Origin of the sequence: Catenulispora sp. GAS73 (assembly GCF_041262085.1) — a bacterium.
Taxonomy (GTDB): Bacteria; Actinomycetota; Actinomycetes; order Streptomycetales; family Catenulisporaceae; genus Catenulispora.
In genome coordinates, this window is record NZ_JBGCCM010000020.1 from 200,460 (window position 1) to 226,579 (window position 26,120).

Annotated in this window: 18 protein-coding genes, 1 tRNA gene and 2 pseudogenes; 8 read left to right on the plus strand and 13 right to left on the minus strand. The window is 67.0% G+C overall.

The window, feature by feature from the left end; genetic code table 11:
• Nucleotides 1-10: 10 nt before the first annotated feature.
• Together ABH935_RS28950 and ABH935_RS28955 are read left to right on the plus strand one after the other, a co-directional pair.
• Complete coding sequence (locus ABH935_RS28950; protein WP_370381089.1) at nt 11-1,609, plus strand: hypothetical protein; 1,599 nt, start codon at nt 11-13, stop codon at nt 1,607-1,609.
• Complete coding sequence (locus tag ABH935_RS28955; protein WP_370381090.1) at nt 1,606-3,219, plus strand: DUF2142 domain-containing protein; 1,614 nt, start codon at nt 1,606-1,608, stop codon at nt 3,217-3,219. Before ABH935_RS28950 ends, ABH935_RS28955 begins: the two co-directional genes overlap by 4 nt.
• A gap of 107 nt (nt 3,220-3,326) precedes the next feature.
• Here the strand turns inward: ABH935_RS28955 and ABH935_RS28960 are convergent.
• The 3 genes and pseudogenes from ABH935_RS28960 to boxB form a co-directional block, all read right to left on the minus strand.
• Nucleotides 3,327-3,740 (minus strand): annotated as a pseudogene (locus ABH935_RS28960) (class I SAM-dependent methyltransferase); the annotation flags it as partial.
• A gap of 48 nt (nt 3,741-3,788) precedes the next feature.
• Nucleotides 3,789-5,483: a 2,3-epoxybenzoyl-CoA dihydrolase gene (boxC, locus tag ABH935_RS28965; RefSeq protein ID WP_370381091.1), complete on the minus strand. Its 1,695-nt coding sequence runs from the start codon at nt 5,481-5,483 to the stop codon at nt 3,789-3,791.
• A complete protein-coding gene (gene boxB / locus ABH935_RS28970) occupies nt 5,480-6,913 on the minus strand; it encodes a benzoyl-CoA 2,3-epoxidase subunit BoxB (RefSeq protein ID WP_370381092.1) in 1,434 nt (477 codons plus the stop codon). Before boxB ends, boxC begins: the two co-directional genes overlap by 4 nt.
• A 164-nt stretch (nt 6,914-7,077) precedes the next feature.
• Here boxB and ABH935_RS28975 point away from each other — a divergent pair, with 164 nt between their 5' ends.
• The 3 genes from ABH935_RS28975 (at nt 7,078) to ABH935_RS28985 (ending at nt 8,517) form a co-directional block, all read left to right on the plus strand.
• A complete protein-coding gene (locus ABH935_RS28975) occupies nt 7,078-7,638 on the plus strand; it encodes an ATP/GTP-binding protein (protein ID WP_370381093.1) in 561 nt (186 codons plus the stop codon).
• Between the two features lie 70 nt (nt 7,639-7,708).
• Nucleotides 7,709-8,278 (plus strand): DNA-3-methyladenine glycosylase I, encoded by a 570-nt coding sequence (locus ABH935_RS28980; protein WP_370381094.1) that lies wholly within the window; start codon nt 7,709-7,711, stop codon nt 8,276-8,278.
• Between the two features lie 166 nt (nt 8,279-8,444).
• Nucleotides 8,445-8,517 (plus strand) — tRNA-Lys (locus tag ABH935_RS28985).
• Nucleotides 8,518-9,010: 493 nt separating this feature from the next.
• Here the strand turns inward: ABH935_RS28985 and ABH935_RS28990 are convergent.
• A complete protein-coding gene (locus tag ABH935_RS28990) occupies nt 9,011-10,012 on the minus strand; it encodes a hypothetical protein (RefSeq protein ID WP_370381095.1) in 1,002 nt (333 codons plus the stop codon).
• Nucleotides 10,009-10,347, minus strand: coding sequence for a PadR family transcriptional regulator (locus ABH935_RS28995; protein WP_370381096.1), 339 nt, complete (start codon nt 10,345-10,347; stop codon nt 10,009-10,011). Before ABH935_RS28995 ends, ABH935_RS28990 begins: the two co-directional genes overlap by 4 nt.
• Nucleotides 10,348-10,562: 215 nt before the next feature.
• Between ABH935_RS28995 and ABH935_RS29000 the strand changes: the two genes are divergently transcribed.
• Nucleotides 10,563-11,087, plus strand: coding sequence for a hypothetical protein (locus tag ABH935_RS29000; RefSeq protein ID WP_370381097.1), 525 nt, complete (start codon nt 10,563-10,565; stop codon nt 11,085-11,087).
• A gap of 94 nt (nt 11,088-11,181) precedes the next feature.
• Here the strand turns inward: ABH935_RS29000 and ABH935_RS29005 are convergent, their stop codons facing one another.
• From ABH935_RS29005 to ABH935_RS29020, 4 genes and pseudogenes are all read right to left on the minus strand, one after another.
• Nucleotides 11,182-11,562, minus strand: a complete 381-nt coding sequence (locus ABH935_RS29005) for a hypothetical protein (protein ID WP_370381098.1) — start codon at nt 11,560-11,562, stop codon at nt 11,182-11,184.
• A 237-nt stretch (nt 11,563-11,799) separates the two neighbouring features.
• Nucleotides 11,800-12,537 (minus strand): hypothetical protein, encoded by a 738-nt coding sequence (locus ABH935_RS29010; RefSeq protein WP_370381099.1) that lies wholly within the window; start codon nt 12,535-12,537, stop codon nt 11,800-11,802.
• 698 nt (nt 12,538-13,235) lie between these two features.
• Nucleotides 13,236-14,576: a hypothetical protein gene (locus ABH935_RS29015; protein ID WP_370381100.1), complete on the minus strand. Its 1,341-nt coding sequence runs from the start codon at nt 14,574-14,576 to the stop codon at nt 13,236-13,238.
• A 181-nt stretch (nt 14,577-14,757) separates the two neighbouring features.
• A pseudogene (locus ABH935_RS29020) lies at nt 14,758-14,997 on the minus strand (3'-5' exonuclease); the annotation flags it as partial.
• 632 nt (nt 14,998-15,629) lie between these two features.
• Between ABH935_RS29020 and ABH935_RS29025 the strand changes: the two are divergent.
• Entirely contained in the window at nt 15,630-15,968 is a 339-nt protein-coding gene (locus ABH935_RS29025; protein WP_370381101.1) for an Lsr2 family protein, read from the plus strand.
• Nucleotides 15,969-17,083: 1,115 nt separating this feature from the next.
• Nucleotides 17,084-18,163 carry a hypothetical protein gene (locus tag ABH935_RS29030; RefSeq protein ID WP_370381102.1) on the plus strand — a complete coding sequence of 360 codons (1,080 nt, stop codon included), beginning with the start codon at nt 17,084-17,086 and terminating at the stop codon, nt 18,161-18,163.
• Between the two features lie 53 nt (nt 18,164-18,216).
• Here ABH935_RS29030 and ABH935_RS29035 read toward each other — a convergent pair whose 3' ends face one another.
• From ABH935_RS29035 to ABH935_RS29050, 4 genes are all read right to left on the minus strand, one after another.
• A complete protein-coding gene (locus tag ABH935_RS29035; RefSeq protein ID WP_370381103.1) occupies nt 18,217-20,643 on the minus strand; it encodes a caspase domain-containing protein in 2,427 nt (808 codons plus the stop codon).
• A gap of 180 nt (nt 20,644-20,823) precedes the next feature.
• Entirely contained in the window at nt 20,824-23,226 is a 2,403-nt protein-coding gene (locus ABH935_RS29040) for a hypothetical protein (protein WP_370381104.1), read from the minus strand.
• Nucleotides 23,216-23,569, minus strand: coding sequence for a hypothetical protein (locus ABH935_RS29045; RefSeq protein ID WP_370381105.1), 354 nt, complete (start codon nt 23,567-23,569; stop codon nt 23,216-23,218). Before ABH935_RS29045 ends, ABH935_RS29040 begins: the two co-directional genes overlap by 11 nt.
• A 124-nt stretch (nt 23,570-23,693) precedes the next feature.
• Entirely contained in the window at nt 23,694-26,117 is a 2,424-nt protein-coding gene (locus tag ABH935_RS29050) for a hypothetical protein (RefSeq protein ID WP_370381106.1), read from the minus strand.
• Between the last annotated feature and the right edge of the window lie 3 nt (nt 26,118-26,120).

Consider the following 26,120-nt stretch of genomic DNA (forward strand, 5'->3'; position numbering starts at 1 on the left):
TGTCTCCCCCATGCACGTCCCCGAACTGGTCCCCCGCACGCCCCGCACCACCGCCTGGCCGATCGCCCCCCGAGCCGGCGACCCGGGCCGCAGGACCACCCCGGACCCGCGCAGCGCCCTCCCCACCGCCGTCGCCGCCGCGACGCTGGCCGCCCTCGTCTTCGCGGCCTGCCACACCGCCCTCATCGACGACAGCTACATCACCCTCGCCTTCGCCCGCGGCCTCGCGCTGCACGGCCACTGGGGCCTGATCAGCTCGCGCGTCAGCAACACCGCGACGTCCCCGCTCAACGTCCTCGTCCTCGCCGTGGTCACCCTGCTCGTCCGCGACCCCGTGCTCGCCGTCGGCGTCGTCCAAGTCGCCGCCGCCGCCGGCACCGCCGTCCTGCTGGAGCGCACCCTCGCCGCCCGCGGCCTGCCGCGCCGGCCCGCCCTCGTCGCCGTCGTCCTCACGCTCCTGAACCCCTTCGTGGTCTCCTCGACGGGCCTGGAGTCGGCCGTGGCCGTCGTCGCGATCGCCGCGCTCCTGGCCGCGGCGGTGACGGCGCGCGCCGCGACCTTCGGCGCCGTGGCGGCCCTCCTCACCCTGACCCGCGGCGACCTCGCCGTCCTGCCGCTCGTGGTCGCGCTCGGCACCCGCGCCCTGTGGCCGGGCTGGCGCCGCCTCCTCGCGGCCGCCGTGGCCCTGCTCCTGCCGTGGCTGCTGTGGAGCTGGCTGTTCCTCGGCTCGGCGCTGCCGGACACCCTGCTCATCAAAATGGGCCTCGGCGGCTGGCCGAAGCTCGGCCGCGACTGGTACTTCTCCGACGGCCTCGTCCTCTACCTGCGCATGTATCCGGTGGCCGCCACGATCTCCCTGCTCAGCGTCGCCGTCGGCCTGCTGACGCTTGCAGCCTTCGGCATCGCGCGCCTCCGACGCCACCTGCACATCACCGGCGACCCGCTCCGCCGCCTGCTCCCCAAAGCACGCCGCGCCTCCCCGCTGAGCCCGTTCGCCCTCCTGGCCCTGGCCGGCGTCGTCCACTGGGCCGTCTACAGCCTCCTCGGCGTCGCGCCGTACCACTGGTACTACGCACCGCTCATCGCGACACTGGGCCTCTGGACCGCCGCCACCATCGCGCACCTGTGGGATCGCAGACCCCTGGCTTCCATCGCCCTGGCCACCGCCCTGACCATGCCGATCCTGGTCTTCCTCGCCAGCCTCGGCCCCACCTGGCCGGTCATGCCGATCACCACGAACTGGGGCCAGCCCGGCCAGTACCGAGCCGTCGGCGAGGCCGTGGGCCGCACCGCCGGCACCGCGGGCGTGGCCACCCCCGGCGAAGTCGGCACCATCGCCTACTACTGCGACTGCCAGATCTCCGACTCCTTCTCCGACCGCGCCCTGGTCATGCCGATGATCCAACAGGCCCGCGAAGCAGGCGGCGTCGCCGGCTGGCTCTGGCGCCTGAACTACGCCAACGCGCCCCGACACCTCGCCCCGATCCCGACCCCCTACCAGATGAGCACCAGCGCGAGCCCCACCGGGCACGCGATGGCCTGGCCGGTCTTCTCCCCCTGGAACCCGGGCGTGCTGTCCTACATCACACTGGACGGACCCGCCCGATGACGACCACCGACCTGCGTCCAGAACGCCTCCGCCCGAGCAAACCCGGCGCCAAGCCTCGCAAAACAACCACCGGCCGCCGCACCTGGCTCCTCACCTTCGCAGGGTTCTTCCTCACGGCGACCGCCTGGGCCCTCGCCCTCCCCGTCGAAGGCAACACCGACGAGATCGCCCACGTCGAACGCGCCTACGCCGTGGCCACCGGCCAATGGCTCGGCCACCAGAGCCACGCGATCTACAACCGCCCCGGCGCCATGTTCACCGTCCCAGAAAGCCTGGTCCCGTGGAACGGCGAGTGCATGTTCCACCCGAGCGTCGACGCCTCCTGCCAACGCTGGACAGGGGCGGCCAAGCCGGTCACCGCCAACTCCTGGACCGGCCGTTACAGCCCCCTGTACTACCTCCCGGTCGGCCTCCCGATGCGCTGGTGGCCGAACGAAACAGGCGTCATCGCCGGACGCGTCGTCTCAGCCGCCATGAACGCGGCGCTCCTCGCGACGGCCGCGACCCTGGCGGCCGCCCTCGCCGGCTCCCGCCTCCTGCTCCTCGCGGTCCTGGCCGCCGCGACCCCCTCGGCCCTCAACCTGGCCGGCGCCGTCAATCCGAACGGCCTGGAGATCAGTGCCGGCATCCTGTTCTGGACTTGCGTGGTCGTCCTGCTGAGCCGCCCGGACCAGCCCGACCAGGCCGATCAGCCCGATCAGCTCGACAAGACCGACCACGCCGACCAGACCGAAGCCCTCAACCGCCAGACCCGCCACGCCGCCACCTGGGCCGCAATCGCCGGCTTCATCCTCCTCACCACCCGCACCCTCGGCCCGGTCTGGTGCGCCGCGACCCTGGCCTTGGCCGCCGTGCTGACCAACCGTGAACACCTGCGAAGCCTGCGCTCGATCGGCGGATGGCGCCCCCGCCTCGCCGTCCTAACCATCGGCGCCATCGGCGGACTGGCCTGGAACCTGGCCTCCGGCAACTTCGAGTACTACAAAGTCTCGACCGTCGACGCCGACCGCGGCCACCATTTCATCGGCGCGACCCTGCTGGAGAACATCACCGCGGTGTTCAACGTCCGCATCGACGAATGGCTGCGCGGCACGATCGCCGTGGCCGGCCAGTACGACTACTTCGCACCGGCCTGGCTCGTCCTGCTCTGGTCCAGCGTCATCGCCGTGCTCGTCGGCCTTGCCATGCTGACCGCGCCCCGCCGATCGCGCCTGGTCGTCACCGCGATCGGCGTGACCACGCTCCTACTCACCACGGCGCTCGACCTGAAGTACGTCCAAGTCCTCGGCTGGACCCAGGTCAGCCGCTACTTCATGCCGTTCGTGGCGGGGATGTGGATCGTCGCCGCGAGCTCGGTGCCGCGCGGCGCCATCCCGGCAGAGGCCGAACAACGGTTCCTGCGCACCAGTTTCGTCGTGATGGCCGTCTGCCACCTCTCCTGGTTGGCCCTGGCCATGAACCGCTTTCAGAACGGCCCGTTCGCCCCGCTGGACCCGTTCGCTGGTGCGTGGACCCCCTCGGTCGGAACCGTCGCACCGCTCACCGCCCTGGCCGCCGGAATCGGCTGCATGCTCTGGATGTCCACCACGACGGTGCAGTGCCCCCGCTGATGCGACGCCCGCTCGAAGACGCCCCACTGCGACACGCCGCCCTTGACCTGCAAGCGCTTCGGCCGGAACACCGTCGGCAGGTCCCGCAGATAGATCAGGTGGGTGTGCGGGCTGGACCGGCGCTGGTTCATCCCGACCCGCTCCATCAGCTTGCACGCCCAATCCATGTGCGGCAGCGGCGTGGTCACCATCAGCTTGCCACCGGGCTTGAGCAGATCGGCCATCGCCGTGAAGAAGTCGCCGTGCTCGATCACCTCGAACGCCACGACCGCGTCGAACGACTCCGCCCGCAGCCCCAGCTCCCGCCAGTCGTTGACGTCGCCGTGCACGAACTCGTGCCCCAGCTCGGCCTTCGGCCGCACGATGTCGACGCCGACCAGATCGGTCCAACCGTGGCGCACGGCGTACTCCCCGAACCAGCCGTCGGCACAGCCGACTTCGAGGATGCGTGCGTCCTTCGGCAGCTGGCCGAGGAAGAACTGGAGTTTGGCACGACGAGCGAGATCGCTGAGAAAGGGCATGCATAGACCCTAAACAGATGAAACCGCACGTTTCACCGCGCCGCGCGGTCACACCCGCCGGCGATCGAACTCCGCCGCGACTCCGGAACCGTAGCGCGCCAGGGCGCCGCCGGGACCCGCGGCGTTCGGCCGCACGAAGACCCAGTTCTGCCACGCGGTCAGCCGGCCGAAGATCTTCGTCTCCATGGTCTCCGGGCCGGGGAACCGCAGGTTCGCCTCCAGACCGGTGAGCGCGTCCGGGGACAGCGCCGCGCGTTCTTGCAGCGCCACGCGGAGTTCGTCCTCGAAGTCCAGATCGTCGAGGGCGTAGGTGACCAGGCCGAGCTCCATCGCCGCGGCGGCGTTCAGCCGCTCCCCGACGTGGGCCGCGGCTTCCAGGCCGCCGTCGTGTCCGGAGAAGCGCGTGGCCAGGCGGCTCAAGCCGTTCGCGGTGGGCCAGGCGGACAGATTCGCCGCCGTCACCACCAGCGTGGCAGGCTCGGCGTCGGGGTCAACGTCCTCAAACACTCCGTCGAGCATGTACTGCCGGTCCGCGGCGAGCGCCGTTTCGAGCAACAGCCCGGCGAAGCAGCTGCCCGGATCGATCACCGCCACCAGACTCCGGCTGGTCACGTCCAGCCGCTTGAGCGTCCGCTTGTAGTAGTGCCGGACCTCGTTCACGAACCAGTCGTCGGCCAGCTCGGTCAGTTGCGCGTCGTACGCCGAGACCATGTCCACCGAGCCGCGGGTGCGCAGGACCCACGTCCCGATCTCCGGCTCGTTCGTGCGCATGCGCAGGACGGCGTCGTCGAGCGCCCGGGTCAGCGCCAGCGGCCAGTAATCAGCGCCCTGAGCGTGGACGTCTGTGGGCGGCGCCTCGCTGGGCCCGAGCAGTGTGAAGTCCGCGCGCCGCGCGTTCCGGTCGATCTGCACGGTCAGATGCGGATACGACAGCGAGTCCTCGTCCACGACGCGCGCCAACTGTGTCAGCGCGATCCCCTTCTGGGTGCCTGTCCCAGGCTCGACATCTCTAGCCCGACGCGACCGACTCACCGTTTCTTCGGCAACGCGCGCCACTTCCGAAGCGAAGCGCGCCGGTGCGGCGATCGTGTCGACCAATCCCCACTCCAGCGCCGTCGCGCCGCGGAAGCCCTCGGTCTTCGTGGCGAAGACGTCGGCGCGGTCGCGCCGGACGTGCCGCTTGTCCGTCAGGCGCGTCAGACCGCCGGTGCCGGGGAGCACCCCGAGCAGCGGCACCTCCGGCAACGACACCGTCGTGGAGCCGTCGTCGACCAGCACGATGTGCTCACACGCCAGCGCCAGCTCGTACCCGCCGCCGGCCGCCGGTCCGTTCACCGCGGCGATCCACGTCTGCCCGGAGTGCGCGCTCGCGTCCTCGATCCCGCACCGGGTCTCGTTGGTGAACTTGCAGAAGTTCACCTTCCACTCGTGGGAGGACTGCGCCAGCATCCTGATGTTCGCCCCGGCGCTGAACATCCGCTCCGGGCCGCCGGTCATCACGACGGCCCGGACCTCGGGGTGTTCGAAGCGCAGGCGCTGCGCGGCGTCGTAGAGCTCGATGTCGACACCGAGGTCGTAGGAGTTCAGCTTCAGCGCGTAGCCCGGCACCAGCCCGGCGTCCTCGGCGACGGCCAGGCTCAGCGTCGCGACGGCGCCGTCGATCCGCAGCGTCCAGTGCCGGTACCGGTCGGGCGCGGTGTCGAAGTCGACAGCGGTAGAGGTAGAGGTAGAGGTAGAGGTCATCCGATGCCCTCCTCGGCCAGGTGCACGTAGTCGAACTCGACCGGCTGCTCGTTGATGCCGGTGCGCGGCGGGGCGATCCAGGCGGCGAAGCGTCCCGGCTCGTACTCCGGCCGCATCAGGGAGGCCACGGCCGCGCGGTCCTCGGGCGTCGGCAGCCAGTCCTCGGCGCGGGCCTGCCACGTGGCCGCGTCGAGGACTTCGCCGTCGGGGCTGAGGTGATGTCCCGCGTAGGCGCCGACCTTGCGGTGGAATCCTTCGTGGGGCAAGTACAGCCGCTGCGGGAGTCCGACCTCCGCCAGCACTTGGTTCCAGCGCTTCACGCCTCGGGCGCAGTCGGCTATGTATTCGTCGCGTAGGTCCAGGTTGAGGGCGTTGAGGGAGGGGACGGACTTCGTCGTCAAGCGTCCGTCCTCGACCACTGTCATCGGGCGTTCGGTGCCGATCAGGACGTGGTCGTCGTCCCGCCGGGTCTCCTGCCAGCGACCCTTCACGCCGGCGCTGTAGTACGTGCCGGCGTTCGTGGACTGCTCGGATCCGAACAGGTCCAGCGACACGGAGAACTGAAAGTTCAGGTAACGCTGGATGATCGGCAAGGGAATGGCGCCATACGCCAGGACGTCCTCGGTGTCGTGCTCGGCCATCCGCTCGGCAGTCCGCTCCACCACGCGCTGCACGCCGGTCGTCCCGACGAACATGTGGTGCGCCTCTTCCTTGAGCATGAACTCGCAGGTGCGGGCCAAGGGGTCGAACCCTGACTCCTTGAGTGTGCCGAGCTGGTACTTGCCGTCCCGGTCGGTGAAGTAGGTGAACATGAAGAACTGGAGCCAGTCGGTGGTCGCCTCGTTGAAGGCCCCGAGTATCCGGGGGCTGTCGTGGTCCCCGGAGTGCCGGAGCAGCAGCTGGTCGGCTTCCTCGCGGCCTTCGCGGCCGAAGAAGGCGTGCAGCAGGTAGACCATCGCCCACAGGTGCCGTCCCTCCTCGACGTTGACCTGGAAGAGGTTGCGCAGGTCGTAAAGGCTCGGTGCGGTCCGGCCGAGGACGCGCTGCTGCTCGACCGAGGCGGGTTCGGTGTCGCCCTGGATGACGATCAGCCGCTGCAGCACGGCGCGGTGCTCGCCGGGGACCTGCTGCCAAGCCGGCTCGCCCTTGTGCCGTCCGAAGCCGATGACCCGCTGTGGATCGCGTTCGGCCAGGAAGATGCCCCAGCGGTACTGCTCCATCGGGACGTGCGCGAAGTGGGCCCAGCCGTCCCGGCCCACGGCCACCGCAGTGCGCAGATACACGTCCTTGGTGGGCAGCGCAGGGCCCAGATCGCGCCACCAGTCCAGGAACTTCGGCTGCCAGCCCTCCAGGGCCCTCTGCAGGCGCCGGTCGCCGGCCAGCCCGACGTTGTTGGGGATGCGTTCGCTGTAGTCGATCGGCGTGGGCATGCGGGCCCTCCTTGCGCTGCGCGAAACCGCGGGCCGGGCGACGGTGTGACGCGGCCCTGCTAACGTTCTACACTTCCGGCGCGGGACTGCCAATATGCTGTCGAACATCATCGTCCACTACTATTCTCCAGATCTTTATGTTCGGGGGGACTGGGGCGGCGGCGATGACGATCGTGCAGACAACGGCCAAGATCCTGGTCGCGGGCGGCTTCGGCGTGGGCAAGACCACGCTGGTCGGTACGGTGTCCGAGATCGAGCCGCTGACCACCGAGGCCGAGATGACCTCGGTCGGCCGCGGCATCGACGACACCGTCGGCGTGCCGGCCAAGACCGCGACCACGGTCGCCTTCGACTTCGGCCGCCTGACCCTGGCCGAGGACCTGATCCTGTACCTGTTCGGCACCCCCGGCCAGGAGCGTTTCTGGTTCCTGTGGGAGGAACTGGCCCGCGGCGCGATCGGCGCGGTGGTCCTGGCCGACGTCCGCCGCCTGGCCGACGCCTTCGCCGCGATCGACTTCTTCGAGCACCGCGGCCTGCCGCACGTCGTGGCGGTGAACCAGTTCGACGGCGCCCGCAGCTACAGCCAGGACGCGCTGCGCGAGGCCCTGGCCATCCCGGCGTCCACCCCGGTGCTGATCTGCGACGCCCGCGACCGCGCCTCGACCGTCACCGTCCTGCTGGCGCTGGTCGAACACGCGGTGAAGTGGAGCTCGGAGGAGGCGTGAGGGCACCCGAGGGCACCCGGAGGACCGCGCCGTCCACACCTTGTCGGACCCACCGCCTAGCATGGCCACCGTGCAAGATCTCGTGACAGGCGAAGACGGCCTCCCCCGCTGCGGCTGGGCGGGCACCGGCGGCGACTACGCGGCGTACCACGACACGGAGTGGGGCCGCACCCTGCACGGCGACGACGCGATGTTCGAGCGCCTGAGCCTGGAGGGCTTCCAGGCCGGCCTGGCCTGGATCACCGTGCTGCGCAAGCGCGAGGCCTTCCGGGCGGCCTTCCACAACTTCCAGATCGACGCCGTGGCGGCCCTGACCGAAACCGACGTCGAACGCCTCCTGACCGACCCCGGCATCATCCGCAGCCGCGCCAAGATCGAGTCAGCCATCAACAACGCCCGCCTGGTCCGCGACCTCCCCGGCGGCCTCGACGCCTACCTGTGGAGCTTCGCCCCCACCACCCACCGCCGCCCCAAAACCTTCGGCGAGACCCCGACCGAAACCCCGGAGTCGAAGGCCATGGCCAAAGCCCTCAAAAAGGCCGGCGTGAAGTTCATCGGCCCAACCTCCGCCTACGCCCTGATGCAGGCCACCGGCATGGTCGACGACCACCTGAAGGGCTGCTTCCGCGCCGAGGGCTGAGGCACCCCCGCAGACCCCCAAGCACCGCCCCCACACCCCGGCCACGCCCCCGCCGACCACGCCCGGGACCCCCGGACCCGGCCGCCGCGACGCCCCCCGGGTGGTCACCAGCGCCCCCGGAGATCTGCTAATGTTTCACCCGTCAACACGACACCGGCAAGATCAAGCGCCGCTAGCTCAATCGGCAGAGCAGCGGACTCTTAATCCGCGGGTTCGGGGTTCAAGTCCCTGGCGGCGCACCCGTAGTGAATCCCAGCTTGGGTACCTGAGCTGGGATTTTCCATTTTGGATCTTAAGTGGTCTAGACAACCTGACGGGTCGTTGATCTTTTGGTCCAGGCATGGTCCAGGGAGCGTTCCGGCTGCGTTCCGGTTCGACGTATACGGGCCCTGACTGTCGAGCCCGCTCCAGTGGATTTTCGGCCCACAGAATCGGCGTCCTGCGAACCCTCTGAAGCGATGGTCCAGGGTGTGGTCCAGGGTCGAACTCCGAAAACTGCCATCTACCTGCAAGAAGACTTCTTCTCCTGACGGCCGGCCGAGAACTCGCCAGGACCTCGTCGGAGTTCGACAGCCCGATTTCTGGGCTCGCGCGCACCTAAGATCGCATGGGTATTTCGCTTCTTGGTCGTGGACGCGATCGTCCCGTGGTGAGCGTAGCTTCCCGGCCCGCGATTCATGCCCACGACCCCGCCTCCCCCTCCGTGATCAGTGGTGAGCAGACAAGTAGGTACTAGCGGCGAGGCGCCCTTGGCCGACGTGGCCGACGCCGTCGACGGAGCCAGCCAATCGTCCAAGCCATCGGGGGACCGACGATGCCCAGGGTCGTCGCTGTGGCGGTGATCCCAGCCTTGGTGCTGCCAGCCGCCGCAGCTGATTGGAAGCTCTGGACGCCGAGCCAGGCGAGCGCCGCACCAACAGTGCACCCGGCGGCGTTGGAGAATAGCCACCGGTCGAAGAGTCTGATTGCCAGGTCGGGAATCTGGGCGCTCAGTCGCCGAAACCGCATGACCGGGGCGGTGGCGACCAGCAGGCCCGCGGCATAGATCACTTTTCGCCAGGTGGGGTAGGGCGTCCCACGACCGACGGGGCCGCAGTCGAGGTCGCCTAGCCACGCGTCGCGAGCCCATTCGTTGCCGGCGATCAGGCCTGCTGCTCTGGCAAGGCCTCTTGCAGTTGCTTCGCCTGCCTGTTGGCCGTGGCGGAGGAGGCCAGCACCATGTCGATGATCGATCTGATCGACGATGTTGTCTTCCTGATCCGATTCCGTCAGCCCTGCTTCTTGCGGAGTCAGAGTAAATGCTGTTGTGTGGCGCCCTCGGATGCAGAGTTCACGTGTTTCGGTGTCGTAACAGAGCGTGATCGTTTCGATCGCACCGCGGGCGGTCAAGGCGATGATCTCGAATACTGATTCGTCGCTGACACGCGGCAGGAGATCATGCGAGACGGCGAAGCCGAGCCACGTCTTCAAGGTCCTGGGGAGCGGAAGGTCATCAAGGAACTCCGCCCCGGCCCCCAACTCGTCAACCATGAGGGGTGTGCCGCCGGCCTCGCGGATCCAGCGGCGGCAGTCGGAAGCTTCCTTAGCGGGCATGGAGGGAAGCACCACGATTGGCGCCTTCCCGCAGTCGCGCATGAAGTCGCGCAGCATAGGCGCGAACAAACTGCCGGTGGAGCTTACCGCGTGGGCCAAGATCCTGTGCTGGGGCCCGTAGTCAAAGAAGTCGTCGTTCATCGTGGGCCGTCCACGGCGAGACCGCGAAGCTGTGTTGTTTTGGCGGCCGTGGTCTGTTCCGCGAGCGATGCGCGGGCGGCGACCAGGCCATCTGGGGTCAGCCGATAGAAACGTCGACGCGGTCCGGTCGTTCGGGGTGCCGAGAGCTCGTCGTTCTCCCAGTGCGTCGTAACCCAGCCCAGATCTTCGAGCCGGGCCAGTAGCGGATAGACGGTGCCGGATGGCAGCTTGGTCAGATGGCAGATTCGCAGACCCCAAAGATCGTCCTCGAACCCCTCGACGAGGGTTTGCAGGACTGCTCGGCTGGTCCGCGTCAGGCGTAGCTCCTGTCGCATGACGCCACTGTAGGGCAACCTCCAAGATATATAGCTACATATCTCGAAGATGGCGTTGACCTCGGTGTTTGTGGGTGATCGAGTCTGGTGCGAAAGGTTGGCCGCGATGGGCTGTTCCTCGTCTGAGTGCAGCGACAAGTGCCTCTTGCGGATCCCAGCCTGGGGTTCTTCGAAAGCGATCCCGGCCTTGATGCCAGAGCCCGTATTCTGCTCGCATGAGCGACGCCGCCGACGATCCGCGGTTCATGCTGCAGACGGCCATCCTTGGGTTCCATCAGGCGCGGGTGAGGTTCCAGGAGCATGGCGCCGATGCTCTTCCCGAGAGAGTGGTCATCCCCCTCGCAGAGGCGATGTGGTGGGCCGTAAGTATCGACGAGGGCTTCACGGAGCTGTGCGCAGCGGACTATGAGAAGTTGTCCGGTGAAACTGGGGCGCTGGTGCTTCGGGGTGCCCGCTATGCGCGCAACCGTCTGGGCCACCAGCGTGCACTCGCCGTGGAAAGTGTCAACGGGATCACCCCTCCGTTCACTCCACCCGTGCGGATGTTCGAGTTCGTGTTGCGACCGGCGGCCACCCTTCCGGCGCCGGGTCGTCCGGATCCGCACGGGCTCGCCAACTATGAACGGTACTTGTCGGGCATGCCCGCGCGTCAAACCTTGGATACCTGCGCAGCATGGTTCGAGACCTGCCGCAACAAGCTGCACAGCCAAGTCGGGTTTACCTGGCCCGCAAGCCCCTGACTGTCGTGAGAGTGTCCGCCGGGCCACGATCGACGGTCGTGACCCGGCGTGACCGGTCAGCGCGCTGACCGGGTGTCTGACTCGTTCGTCGCGTTCACCGAATAGCGTTTGCCACGTCGGCCTGGTCCTTCTCCCAGGTGCGGTTGTCCGGGTTCCAGCGGAACGTGCCACCTTCGATCGGGATGTCGAGGTCGAGCAGAGCCAGGAGAGACTCATCGGTGACGCCGTCCTGCGGCCAAACGAGGACCACGAACGTCATGCCGACCGGGATCGCGAGCTCTAGGTGGCGAGTGCGCCGGCGGGCCCGGCTGATGGCCTGCGTGGTGGACTTCGCGGATTCCTCGCCGAGGGTCTTGAAGAACGCCTGGATGTATGAGGTGGCGGCGGTGAGGGCGAAGAACCCGGCGACGAGTTCTTCGGTGCCCAGCGCGCAGGCGTTGACGTGGGCGGGCGTGGTGTCGTGTGTCTGTTTCATGCCCGGGAGAGTGCCGAGCGGAGCGATCCGTGCAGCCCCCGAGGCCACCTGTCTGAGCGTTGCCCACGGTCAGCTGATTTTGGTTAGCACGCCGCCCAGGCCGCACTCCGAGCTCTCTTTAGGCAAGTAGGCGCACGATCGGGCGATGGTGACGCCTCGCCACGCCGGTCGGGTCAGCACGTGAACTCGGTCATGCCTCTGGTTGATCCTCCGCCAGAGCGTGGGTGGCCCGGAGTATCAGAGGTCATCGATACGTCTTTGGCGCCGTCCTCGGCGCCCATCGGCAGAGGTCGGGTCTGGGTCCTCTTGGGGGCTTTGCTGCCACTTGCATGCTTCTTTGTCCCAATAGAGCCTGGCTCTTTGGAGTTCAGGATCAGTCACGTCGAGATCAAGGAGAGCCAGCAGCGCCTCGTCGGGAAGCGGGTCAGGCAGGACTAGTGTGATCCCACTAGAGGTAGCTATGTCCAGTTCACGATGATTCGTGCGACGGTCTAGAAGCAGGCGGAGTCGGCCCAAGGCATGCCCGAGCGTCTCGGCGAACTGTTCGCCGAGCTTCTTCGCGAACGCTTCCAGGAACGGACCGATCGTCTTCACGGCGACGTAGCCGACCAGGACCTCAATCTCTAGAGGATCGAGGCGAACAGTGGTCTTTTGTCCGTGGCGTGCCTCGTCAAAAGAGGAGTAGCGCTCAGGCCAGAACCAATCGAACAAGCCGTCATCTCCCGTCCCTGCTCCCAATTGGTGGGCTTCCCTGTAGGCGGCGGAAGCCTCAGCGTTCCGACGCGCCTCGCGGAACACTCTGGCAAGCATCAATACGGCTTGAGCCTCAGCATCGCGGTCTCCAGACTCACGCGCGCACGCAGCGAGCCTGAGAGCCTCGTCGATGGCAGCGTCGGCCATTGCCTTCCTGGCGACTCGAATCCTGCGAGTGTCCGAAGGGCCGGAGTCGGTCGGTTCGTATTCGTGGCGGGTCACGACCCAACTGTGGCAACGCCCCGATGGCTCGGACAAGCATCAGCGTCGAGGGCAAGGGCCTGTGACTCCCGCGATCAAGAAGCTCACCGCGTACTGAACTCAACCCGGAGGAGCGCGGGTTCTCTGCGGATTGAATCAGTATGACCAAGGACAAGCCTTTTTCAGGATGCGGAGTTCTTCACGGATCAAGCGCCTAGATCTTTCGTCCCGGATGGACCAGCGCCTCTCAAACAAGCCAGCAGAAATGATCACGTCAAACCTGGCATGCCGTCTGCCATCCAAGTCCGACCGATACGAGCTGCTGCGGACCCGGACCGGCATGCTGGTAGCTCTGATCGATGAAGAACTCCGGCCGTAGGTGCGGGAGGCAAACATCATTCGCCAACAGCTCAAGATGGAAACTTAATCCGTCACCCGGCGGCAGGTCTTGCTCCGAGAGCAAACGCCGCGTACGCATATACGTATCCTCCCCCGATTCCCCTGTAGTTGCCCCCCACGGTATCCGACCAACACGTGGGCCACTCGCAGCCGGTCTGAACCAACTGGCCAAACGCATTCACGGTGCCGAGGACGTCGAATGGGAAGCGGTGCAGGCTGCGGTCGGAAGCATTGACCCTAGGGACGTTCAGGCACGGATCGGTCCCGAGCCGGTCGCGGCTGGCCAGTGACCCGCGGGTGTAATCGCCGTCTTCCCTCCGTCACGGGTCCAGGGAATCGGCTGGCGTGTTGCTGAGGCTGTCTGCGAGCCGGCCCTCATCACGCAGCCGAGCGAACAACGGCCAGGTGGCAAGGTCGACAATGGTGAGGGTTTCTTCGGCGAGCAAAACCTGAATGAGGCGAACTGCGTCCTCGTCCTGGTGGAGGAGGACGTGCCGGGCCACCTGGAATGTGGCGGGAAGCCCGGTCAGGTCCCATGTCTGGACCTCGTCGCGGATTTCCTCGGCTCCCATGAGGCGGTCGAGGGCGAGCCAGCGGTTCACCCGTCCCGTCGCTGCGCTCTGTGGGTCGGTAGCGAACAGCTCCTGGACGCGGCCAAGGCCCTCAGCCTGGCGCCATCGGCCGGCGTGAAGGCTCTCCAGGACCACCACATGCGTCTGACCAGCCAGCTTGGCGCCCATACCGGGCTCCATGTAGTCCCAGACGGCCAGAACGATTGCGTAGCGGGCCGCGCCGATGGCGTCGATCGCTTCGCCCACCTCGTCCGCTGTGGGGGTGAGGATCGTGCCGACCTGCGCGCCGGTTTTCGCACTGTGCTTGGCATCGACGATCGCGCCGCGGTGGACCAGGACGTTGCGGTCCTCCCAGAGTGTGCTGAGCGCCTTCCAGTCGACGGCGTCTGCCAGCTTGGCGATGTTGAACTTGTTGACCAGGACATCGCACCAGGTGTCCACGGAGCCGCGACACATCTTCCGCGCCTGCAGATCCAGCGCGGGATCGGTCAGCGAGGGGTAGGTCGTCGGGTCTGTGTGGTGTAGCAGAAGGTGGACCATGCGCGTGACCAGGGTCTCGATCGTGCCGACCGAGTTCACAAACAACGCTCGGAGCAGCATCGGGGTGCGGCTCGATCGGGTCCTGGCCTGCATGAACGAGCTCAGGTAGAGGATCTCGTCGATCGAGGCCAAGCCTGCGGCGGGCAGACTGCCAAGGGCTGCTCCGATAGCCGTCGGCAGATCGATCAAGGAGTTTAGAGTCCCGACCGGGTCGGCCGCGGCCTCAGCCGCAGTGAGTGAGTCGACGGCGGTCGTGTTGAGCTGGAGAGAGTCAAATGCCGTGAAGGTTGCGGTTTCCCATTCACGGGCTGTTTCCTGCAGGCGGGAGCGCGTCTGTTGGTCCAGGCGCAGGCCGGCCGGAGTCGCATTCGCGACGTCCTCCGCGGACTGGCTCTCGTAAGACGTTCCGGTCGCGACGACAAGGGGCACCAGTTCCCGCAGGGCGTCTGTGAGTTCGAGGGCCTCGCCGAGCCGCACTGCCAGCTCTGTGTTCCCGGTGTGGAACAGCTTGGCCGCTAGATCTGCCAGCTTCTTCGGGTCGATGTCCATGACTCCAGCATGATGACTGACAGCAACGGGTGCGATGCCTTTTCGGTAGCTGCGGGCACCGGCCCGGGCAGCCCCGGGGGCGCCGGCGCGATGCTTCCGTGGCTCGCCCGAACGCTTCCCAGACGTTCATCTCCGGCATCACGGCTGCCGGGCCGGACCCGGCCGCGGTGGGCCCTTGGCCGGGGCGGCCGTCAGGATGGCCATCGATCCAGGACAAGCCGCCCAGATCGAGCCGGCGGCGAGCCCTGGTGACCGCGACGTAAGCCAGCCGGTCCCCGCCATCGTCGATCGGGCCAGGGACCGGCTCTCCGTCCTCGTCGAACTCTTCGGAGTCCAGAGGCGGCTGGAAGTCATCGAAGATGCGCACCGTATTCCACTCCCGGCCCTTGGCCCGGTGAGCGGTGGAGACCGTGACGTCGGCGTTGGGCGCCGAACAGCGGCTGTCACCGCAGCGCCGTCGCCGGTTCGGTCGACGCTTCTACAACCCCCGGCCCCCGCTGGCCGCAACCCGATGTGCTGCCTGTAGCTACGACCGAATCTGGGCCCATGCGAGGTGTCCGGGAAATCGTGCAGCCGGCTCCGCGATGTTGCTGCACCCCCACATCCTCGCGCGGCAGCGCCGAAAAGCCCGTCGGGACCGTTATCCACCGGCCGCGGTCACGGCGGATGGTGGCAGCGGCGCCCTCGCGATGTCGAGGCCGAACGCGAATCCGCAGCGGACTCACGTGGCGTGAGAGCCTCAGTAGCGGTCCGGCAGACAAGCAGCGAATCCACGAGCGAGCCGATAAGCCAGCAGCCCCGTCGCTCTGCCGCGCATTCGGCGCCCTGCACACATCTAGCACAAAACCCCGCAGCGACTCACAACGTCCACACTGCCCAGTGGGCGTCTGATAAACAGGGCGCGCTGTAAACAGCACAACCTAGAGGGCAAGGCAGACGATCCGCCGTCTTGAGCATTCCAACCCCAAAGTTGATCTGGATTTGATTCCGCAATCTGTATACGCTCTCCTGGTTACCGAAGCGGTCAACGCGAAAAGAAGGGCGGGTCACCTCATGGCCAAGCGCACCATTGAAGTTTTCCACGACGACCTCGATGGCTCCGAGGGGGCGAACACTGTGAAGTTCGGCCTCGACGGGAAGTCCTACGAGATCGACCTGTCCGAGGCGCATGAGAAGGCGTTGCGCAAGGCACTTGAGAAGTACGTCGGCGCCGCAACCCAGGTGAGCGCCCACAACGCTGCGGCCGCCGGCCGGCGGAAGTACGGCACCGGCCCGGTCCGCCGCGACACCAAGCACGTCCGTGAATGGCTGCGGAACGTTGAGGGTGTGGAAATCAGCGACCGGGGCCGCATCCCAACCGACCTGATGGCTCGCTACAACGCCGCTCACTGACCTCCACCGACAAACCAGAGTCGGCTGTCCGCACCAAAGCTACTCGCGCGGTACTCCTTTGGCATTCCGTGAACCGCTCGTGCTCTTGCACGTGCAGATGCGCAAGCGGTTTCGGTGTAGTGCCGCAGTGATGCGGCCGGGGAGGCTAGGCTCTATGCGGAGCAGGGCGCGTGCCATCTGCTCGACCGTTGCTTTCCGCTATCAACCATTTGCTTGCTGTATTCATACGGCGTCGCGAGGCCATGCCAGCTATGGCTACTCTCCGAAACGACGAAACCCGGCCCGGAGCGTTCACTCCCCTGGGCCGGGTCCGCCGAGCCGGTAGGACCGCCGCACTAGTGATGCGGCGGTCCTACCTTCCCGTCAGCAGTAGCAGGATGGTCTGAACCAACTGGATCAGCTGACTGATCAGCTTGACCTGGTTTCGCTTCAACCTGGATACCACTGTCACCACCTCCTTTCCATCAGGAGGGCAGGGCTAGACTACGGCCTTATCAGCACCCTGCGCCAAGGAACCCGAAAAGTCCTCATCGTCCTCGCCCTGATCGGCGAACGCGTCCCGGCCGACTGTGCCGGGGTCTGCGGATCCCGCTCACACTGAAACTCCTGGACGCGTCGGCGCCCGGGCAATGGCCAGGATCGATCAACTGATGCGAGCCGACACCGGCCGGGCGGCTGTCGGCGGTGTCGGGCGAGGCGACAAATGGCCAAACGCGAACTATGCGAGGTGAAGCCTGCGGTGAAGGCGAGGGTTACCACAGGCTGCACGCCGTCGAAGAAGGCCACAGCCCGCAGCTCCGCCGCAGCACAACAGCTACAAGCCGACCCGCGAGGCACACAGATGGCAGCTATCCACAGGCCTGTGATCGACCGCGATCTACATGTGGGCCGTGACAGCGCTGCACTCCATTGGCCTAGCGTTTTTTGCCCACCTGTCCAGCGGCGTGTTTTCATAGTCGCGGTTGCAGGGCAGGCCAGGATGGGCGCACCACCGACCGGAGCGCTGGCACATCCCTAGATTGACGTACGTCTCAGCCCTCCATTCGCATCAACGCGGTGCACTACGCGCATGCCCTTACGTGCGCTGAGGTCGGCAGCGCCCGAAGGGGACAGACGTGACGAACCACTCCCTGCGTCACAAGGCCCAGCAACGCAGCGGCGTCACCGGAGAGCCGTACCGGGAGGCATTAGCTCGGGTGCTCGCGGCAGATCCAGGTTCTCCGCTGATTCCGGCCGCTGTCGGCGACCAACTCCTTTTAGAATCGCTGGTTTTCTGGAATCTGATCTATCCGGCCAACTACTACGGGTACGTAGCGTTGCTATCAGCCGCGTCTCCTACCGAGGCCGGCCTAACGGTGACGCTCGGCGGCGACTATCTCGTCTGGCCATTCCTCGAACTGCTGCTCTCGACGTGTTCGCCGGACGACTGCTCAAGCACTGGGATCCCTGAACTGCGAGTGGACGGTGTCGACCGCGACGGACTCCACTTGGCGTGGCGTGACTCAGCCCGTCTGACAGTCCGCGGTCCACGACCGAGTAAGTGGCGCAAGGGCCTGGATGTCCTTTCCCGCAACTACGCCTGGCCGAGTGGCCGGCCCAACTGGGCGGGTTATCGGCCCGGAGTCCTCCCTCACACGCCAGATCACATGTACCAGATCGTGCGCAAGCCCGATGAAGGCTCGAACACAGGGTGGGTCGCCAGCGGACTGCTGCGCCGGATCGGAGCCCTGAATCGTACCGGCGCCTATTGTGTCAATGCCTGGAACAATGGAGCCCAGGGACCGACTATCGATAACCTGGTCATCGACATGTTGTTCGCCCCAGGGTTGGCTAGCAGATATCGTCCCCTTATCCGTGCCCTGTGCGACCCTGAAGTCGGCCTGGCCATGACGGCCGACGCCAAAGTGTACTGGAGCTACCGCGAAGACCAACTCCTCACCACGATCCGCAGCCCTGCATCACAACGGGGAAGTCTGCAACTGCGGTTCTCTCCGCACACTGCCGAGGATGTTTGGCCCGTTAGAGTCCTGCTGGCCGAGCACAATGTGCCAGAGAAGCGGCTCGAGCTCATCGTTCCTCGGTCCCTGAAGCCCGTCCACGGACCCTCCGCTGACAAGCTCGCACGGAGGATGGGACTGGGATTCTCGACAGTCGAGTCAGTCGATGAGGCCCTGACTAGACGCCTGTCCGCATAGCAGCGCCCTCACCCTCCATAACCGCCGGACCCCGCTCGGGCGGAAGCTCGGAGCTATCGGCTGTGCTCGCGGCCGGTGCGCTCAAGGAGTGCCAGTAGTTGGGCGCGCGTGAGCACAGTGCCGGGGCGCCACTTCTTCTGGGCAATCGCGAAAAGTCCCGCGGAGACGGTGGGTGTGTCTCGGTATCTTGGGGCGCTGTCGATGTCTTTCAGGAGCGCTTCCAGGACGATGGCCAGGGCGGAGGGCCCGCTGCCGCTGTATCCGAAGTGGGGACGGTAGTCCGAACACGGCGCCGGGTAAACGACTCCGTCCTGCGTGCGGACCCAGATGACCTCATCGAGTATCACCTCGGCCAGCGGGCTCGAGGTCGGCAGGCGGTGCGGGGCGGCACTGGAGTAAGTCATGACATCCGGATAAGCCAGAGTTCCGTCGAACCGGGCCGCCGGCATGCCTGTGGCAGGGTCCAGGTATGTCTCCGCTGCGTCCTCTCCGGAGACGAAGGCGTGGGCTGCGGTCCGGGGGCACGGAACCAGGCGCGCGAGCCATTCGGCCGCAGCTCCGGCTGCGGGACTGTCGAGATGGAAGCGCCGTCCGAACAGGAAGTACTCCTCGCCGTATTCGCGCATCGCCGTCTGCATGCAGTCCCAGGCCAGCTGATCGTTCCGCTGGGAGATGGCCAGCCATCCTTCCCGTATAACGTCGGGGGGCGCGGGCGGGTACGTCCTGTGGCCTAGCGTCTCGGGCCTGGCCGGCGTGACGGTGCCGGCCCAGTAGCTGTCGTCGGTCTCCATGTCCTCGATGTCGGTGAGGGCTTGCTCGATCAAGATGTCGCGGAGTTCGACGGCGAGTGCGATTGCTGCGATGCGTATCGCGGATCCGTCCGGTTCGGTGTCGGCGAGCCTAATCAAGGCAGGCACGTCGGAGCGGACCACCACCTCATAGGTCGACGACTTGGCTTGGCCTGGAGCCCATCGGGCCATGTCCGCCGGGCGGCGCAGCGCTGGCGGCCACCAGGGAAGGGCCCGCCCCAGGATGCGGATCAGGTCTGCCCATCTTGCAAAGTAGCGGCGATCCGGATGCGCGGTGTCAACGGCGTGGAGGTCGACTCCGTAGGTCGTGTGCTCGTAGAGAACGACCACGACGACATCCGGCATTACCGGAAGTGCCGTGGCCAACTGCATGTAGTCGCGCGGCTCTCTCATCGTGGCCGGAAGGTTGTACGGGTAGGCGATGCACACCCGCGCGGCCTGCGTTTTCCACAAGGACAGGAAGCAGCCGTCGCGGGTTACTGAGGCTTCCAGACGGGCTGGCGTCATCAGCGACGTGGACCGCCACAGCAGCGGGACTCGCTCCGCCAGTTCCGGGACGGACTCCGCGAGATCTCGCAGCGCACCCTCAAGATCGACCACCCTGTCGGCGGCGTCCCTGCCCCGGCGGAACCACCGGGTCTTGGGGTGTCCGAGGGCCTGGCGTAGACGCCGAACGTCGACGTCGATCAGCGAGCTCAGCTCCGTCAGGCTGACATCGTCGCCGAACCCCGGATCGTAGGTTCCGTCCTCGACGTCTGGCAGTGCGTCTTCATGCACCGCGCCTTCACTGAAGGCACGAAGCCATTCGGGAATTTCACCTGGAGCGAGCTCTCCCCGGTCCCGGTTGATTACGAAGGGGGCCTGCCCGATCAGGTCGGTGCCGCTTTGATTGGGCCTCGGCAGCCCGCGCTCTTGCAGGCGCCTTCTGAGCTCGCGGTAGATGTCGTGCAAGGACAGCACGTCGCCGTGCACAGGCAGGCCTGCTCGGATGATCTCTACTAGCTCGCCGGTGAAGGAGGTGCAGGCATTGTCCTGATCGGCTAGTGGCGGCACGTGTGCGATCTGGTCGCTGGCGATCAGGGTGTAGACGCCATCAGCTGCGGTGAACTCCTGGAGGGCGTCGCCGGCCAGTGCGTCGATGGCCCTGCCGGAATAGCAGCAGTCGAGGATGGCAATCTTCGCCCGCGCCGGGCTGTCTTTGAAGGCCTCTTTGATCCGCCTGTACTCGATGCCGTAGAGATCAGGGCGCCCGCTTTTGGTGTCCTTGACGGTGAGACACAGGTCCATCGATGAGGAGGAGAGCACGCCGTGGCCGACGTAGTACAGGAGCAGGGTGTCTTCGGTGTTCGCGGCGATGTCGTGAAGTTCGTCGACCACGGCACGGCAGTCTGAGGGGCTGTCCATGGCCTTGATCCGGTCGGCCGGCCAGCCGCCGAGCCCGTGCAAAACGTGTTGCATCGCCCGGACGCTGTTGGCTGCGGCCGGGATATCGCGGAAGCCCTCGTCGTCGTAGTTCGCCACACCGATGATGACGGCATTCGAGCGGAAGCGATCAGGCAGCACGGCGACCGGCCACGAAGCGCACCAAGTCCTCCAGGGAAATCGTCGCAGTACTCCCGCAGGATCTCCGATACAGCGGCCGACGCGATCGCCGACGTAGACCAGGATCATCACCGTGCATCCCCGTACCAGGGCGGGCGGGCGACTGTCCGGCGGCACGCTCCGGCTCCGGCCGCGCCGCGCGGGATGATCGGCAGCTGCGTGCCGCCGTGCGGGATGTTCGCGAGATTTCGCAGGCCGCCAACGATGTGCGCGATGTCGCACTGCGGCGGACCGTCTGATGGTTGTCGTTCATCGGCGGAATCGGCCCGTGCTCTGCCTGGCCAGAAGCAGCTGGCCGCGGGTGAGCACCGCACCGGCGGCCCATCTGCCGGTCGCGCCTTCGTGTAGGCCGATCGAGATGGAATCGGCCATGATGTCGATCCCGTCGGCGCCGATGTCGTCGAGTAGGCGATCGATCAGTACCGCGAGCACCCTTGGGCCGGTGCCGTCGTACCCGAACGCCGGGCCGTAGTCGTGACGCCGCGGCGCCGGGTACAGGGTTCCGTCTGCGGTGCGGATCCAGATCACCTCGTCCAGGATGACTTCGGCCAGCGGGCTGGTGGTGGGCAGGCGGTCAGGGGGCAGTGTGTGGCAGGGGAAGGGAGGCTCCCCGCCGCCGTGGACGGCGGGCAGGCCGGTGCGCGGGTCGGTCAGGACCGTGGCGATGTCGTAGCCATGCAGGAAGGCGACAGCGGCGGTGGGGTCGGACTGCACCAGGCGGGCCGCCCATTCCTTCGCGGCCGGCGAAGTGCTGCGGACGGTAACGGGTCGGCCGAATGGCATGTTGGCCCCGCCGTTCCAGGCCTTGGCGACGCGCAGGCTGGTCCAGGCCAGATGGTCGGGGCGTCGTGCGATGACCTGCCATCCCTCGCGCAGGCGTTCAGCGGGGACGCCAGCGAACTGTTTGAAGCCGCGTTTCCGCGGCCGGGCTGCCAGCACCGCACCGGTCCAGCGGCCCGCGGCATCCTCGAGCGAGCTGGTCTGGATCCGGCAGTCGGTCATGGCGCGGTCGCGGATGTCTGATGTCAGGTGCAACACTGCCACCCGCGCCGCAGAATCCTCGGGTTCCGCCTCCGCCAACTCGATCAGCGCCATGACGTCAAGGTTCGTCGTGACCTCGTAGTAGTGCGTGGTGAAAGGTTCCGGTGCAGCGCACCAGGAGGTCATCCGCTCGGGCCGGCGTAGGGTGTCCGGCCACCAGGGGACGTCGCGCCCGAGCGCGCCAGCCAAGTCCGGCCATGTCGCCCGGTAGTAGCGACCGGGGTGTCGGGCATCCACTGCGGTGAACTCCGGCCCCCACAGTCCGAAATCGGTGTTGAGGCAGGCGATTGTGTCCGGCCGCTCCGGCAGCCCCTGGGCTAGCTGCCAGTAGTCCGCAGGGTCCTGCGTGTAGATGTCTTCGCAGTCGCAGGGGTAGACCACGGCGATGAGTCCGGCCCGTGCCCGCCACAGGCATAGGAAGAAGCTTCCGCGCACGGCGGTAGCCACGATCGTTGCTGGCTCTGCCTGGCCTGCGGGGCGCCACAACAGCGGCGCCTCCTCGGCGAGGTAGAGATCGTGCGCGGCAAGGTGCCGAATCGCCGGCTCCAGGGTGGTTCTGCCTCCGGTGCCCAGCAATGGCTCAGGTAGGGCGGGATGGAAGCTCAGCTGTGAATAGCCGGTCCCGGTGTCGAGCAGTTCGCCCAGCTCAGTCAGGCCGCCCCATGCTTTGCCTTCGAGCAGGGTCCTCTGCGGGCGATGCGAATACTCAAGACCCTGGTCGGTGTCGTGCTGGCTCCCTAGGCCAGCTGCGGCTTCTAACGGCAGGTCGCGCGGCGTGTGGGGTTGGGCCGCCTCGGCGAATTCGCGCAGCCAGCGAGGAGTAGGGGCCGGCCGGCGACGACGACTGGCCGGCTCGGTCTCTGTTGTCTTCGGCGTCACGGCGCGCACAGCCGACCGGTTGCGTGCGAAGGGGTAGCCGGCTGCGGTTCCGCCGTTGCTGAAGTGGGGCTTGGGCAGTCCACGGTTGACGAGTCGGGTGTACAGGTGTCGGTAGATGACATCCAGCGTCAAGGGGTCGGGCCCGCCCTCGATCCCGGTCTGAACTAGGTTGATCAGCTCGCCGGTGAACGACGTGCACACCCCGCTTTGGCGGTGCGGCGGCGGCACGTGGGCGCCGTGATCGCCGTCGCTGGCGGTCAGGACAAAGGTGCCGTGGATGTCCGGCGGCGGGTCGGAGCCGGCCAGCGCCTCGATCGCGCGCCCGGAGAAGCAGCAATCCAGGATCACGATCTTGACGCGAGCGGGGCTGTCCCGCAGCGCGGCCCGGATGCGCGGGTATTCGATTCCGTAGGCGCCCGGGTTGATGGATTGGGTGTCGGCGAGCGTCAGACACAGTTGATCTCCTGAGATCACGCCGTGGCCGACGTAGTAGAGCAGGAGGGTATCTGTGACCTGTTTCGCGACGTCCTCGATCAAGGTAATGACCTTGCGGCTGTCACTTGGGCTCGGAAGCTGCTTGATCGACTCTGGCGTCCACCCTCCTGCCTCGACGAGCATCGCCTTCATGGCCTGAAGGCTGCTGGCTGCGGCCGGGATTTTCGGGTAGGCGGGATCGTCGTATTGTGCAACGGCGATGAGGATCGCGGCGGACCGAGCGGCGTCAGGGTTCACGGCCCTCGGCGATCCGCATGGCCTCGGTGAGCAGGACTGTCACCTCATCGACGTTGCTGGCCTTGACCTTGACGCTCTTGTCGGCTGCGGTGACCTCTATGGACACCTCGGAGCGTCGGCTTTGCAGCCATGCGTTGAGGGACCCCACCAATGCGACGCATACGCCGCTGGAGCCGACTGCGATCTCCAGCGCGCTGGAGCCAGCACCGAGGTCCTGCTCGCCGGGCGGTTCCTGGACGGTTCGGACCAGGCCTGTCAGTGACCGTTCGCCGCGCAGCCAGCGGTAGAGCTCCTCCATGCTGGTGCTGCCGCGTCCGTCGGTCCGTAGCGTGACGGCGACCATCGCAAATCCCCCCAGTTCGTGACTGTGCTACCTCGGTTCGGCTCCCCGCTTGCGGACACGGCGGCTGGTGGCCGGCGCGGCGGTGCGTGCTAGCAGGATACTGAGTCAGTATGGGGCTGTGCGGTCACAGGGCCGGGTCCACGCGACCGGTGCTCTGGACGGCCAGCAGCAACTGGGTACGGCTGAGGACTTCGCCATCGTCCCAGCCGCCGGTCGCTCCTTGCAGCAAGCCGAGTGACACGCTCTGGTCGCTCAGGGCGGCGGCCGGCGCGGTGATGTCCTGCAGCAGCCGTTCAATGAGTTGGGCGAGCCGCCGCGCCTCGGGTCCGCGGTAGCCGAAACCCAGCGTTTCGCCGTATAGGCGCGGGGCCGGGTAGAGCACGCCATCCTGGGTGCGGATCCAGATCACGTCATCGACGATGAACTGGGCTAGGGGGCTGGTCGTAGGCAGCCGCTGTGTGGCAAGCGTGCTGTACATCGCTGCCGGCGCTCCTGTGGTGTTCCGTCGCTGCGCGACGGGAAGGCCGGTGGCCGGGTCTTTCAAGGCGTCGATGGCATTGGCGCCGTCGAGGTAGGCCAGGACCGCTGTCGGCTCGGTCGGCACCAGACGTGAGGCCCATTCCGCGGCCGGGCCCGTACTCGCGGCGATCTCGATGTGGTCGCCGAAGGGAAAGACGCCTCCGCCGTGCATCTCAGAGGCGAGTTGAACGCAAGCCCAGGCCGTATGGTCTGTCCTGCACGCGATCTGGCCCCATCCCCGTCGAACTTCCGCCTCGGGGATCCTGCGGATGAAATGCGGCGCCCGGTGTCGCAGAGGCCTGGCGGCCAGCATCCAGCCCTTCCACTGCGGGGCGTTGAGGGCGTTCGCGATCTCGTCGGTGGCGGCGGAGAACGCCTCGTCATGCCACTGGGCGGCCAAAGACACGGCGGCAAGTCGTGCCGGCGAACCCTCCGGCTCGCGGTCGGCCAGATCCAGGAGCGCGGCGACATCGCGGTGGGTGGTCGGCTCATACGCCGCCGGGCTGCCATCAGGCTCCCACTGGGCCATCTGTGCTGGTCTACGCATCGAGCGCGGCCACCACGGGATGTCGCGGCCAAGTACCTCTGCCAGATCGCGCCAGTTGGCGTAGTAGGTCTGCTCCGGGGCTTCAGCCTCGACAATCAGCAGCCGCGGGCCATGCAGCTCGAACTTCTTCGCCTCCACAGCCAAAAGCCGCGCATCGAGGCTGGCCAGCACCGCTGAGTAGTCCAGCGCCCGCGGGGCCAGGTCATCGCACCGGTACAGGACGCAAACCCGCCCCAGCTCGGCACGCCAGACAGCGATGAAGAACCCATCCACCAGCCGCGTCTCGTCTAAAGCCGCCGCCGGTGCCCTCCGCTGCGGCTGCCAGAGCAAGGGCAGGTCGAACGGCAGGTCCACGCGTTGCCGTGCCAGGTCGCGCAGCAGATCTTCGGCGTCCTTGACCGCGCGGTTCCCCAGGGCCTGGATGATCTCCGGGCGGCGCGCCAGGCGCGCGGTATCGCGCCGAGACAGGCCGAACAACGCAGCAAGTTCTCGCACGTCCACCTCGCCTTCCAACCGCGGCCGCCGGCTTACGCCGTCTCCGGCGGTGCGCCCGCGCTCGGCTGCGTCCAAGCTCAACAGCCGTGTCGAACGGTCGATGCCGGGTTCAGCGAAGTCGCGAAGCCAAGAGGGCATCATGCCAACGCCTTTCAGCTGCTTCACAGCGGTCGGCGTCGCGGCCGGGGCACCGGAGAGTCCGGCTCGTCGTCTGTTGACTGCGAAGGGAAGGTGTTCAGCCGTGTCTGTGGCGCTCTTGTTCGGGCAGGGGAGGTCGCGGGCGAGCAGCCGGCGTCGCACCTCGGGGTAGATCGCCGCGAGAGTCAGAACATCCTGCTGGCTCGGGACGCCCTCATGCAGGACCTCCAGAAAGGCTCCGGTGAAGGTTGTGCACGCAGTGTCCTGCTCCGCCAGCGGCGGAACCCTCGCAATCTGGTCGGTATCGCAGGCGGTGAGCGTGTAGACACCCAATGCCTCCGTGAGGGTGCTGAGCCCGCCGCCGGACAGGGCGTCGATGGCCCGGCCGGAGTAGCAGCAGTCCAGGATGGCGATCTTAACGGCCGCCGGACTGCCGCGGAACGCCTCCTTGATCAGGGAGTATTCGATGCCCCACTTCTCGGGGTGAGCGGGATCGGTGTCCGCGACGGCCAGGCACAGTGACTGTGCCGAAGTCGACGCGATCAGCCCGTGCCCGACGTAGTACAGCAGCAGCGTCTCGTCCGTGTCGACGGCCAGGTCGCTGATGAGGCTCCCCACCTTGCGGCAGTCCGACGGGTTGTCCAGAACCTCGATGCGCTCGGGCGGCCAGCCGCCGAGGTCGACCAGCGCGTCGTGCATGCCGTGCAGGCTGTTGCCGGCGGCCGGCACGTCGGGCAGCGTCGGATGGCGGAACGCCGAGACGCCGATGAGGACGGCACGCGAACGCGACCGATCAGGCAGCGCAGCCTGCGGGCCCTGGCGGCCGCCACGAGGGTTGGTCGCGGTCAAGTT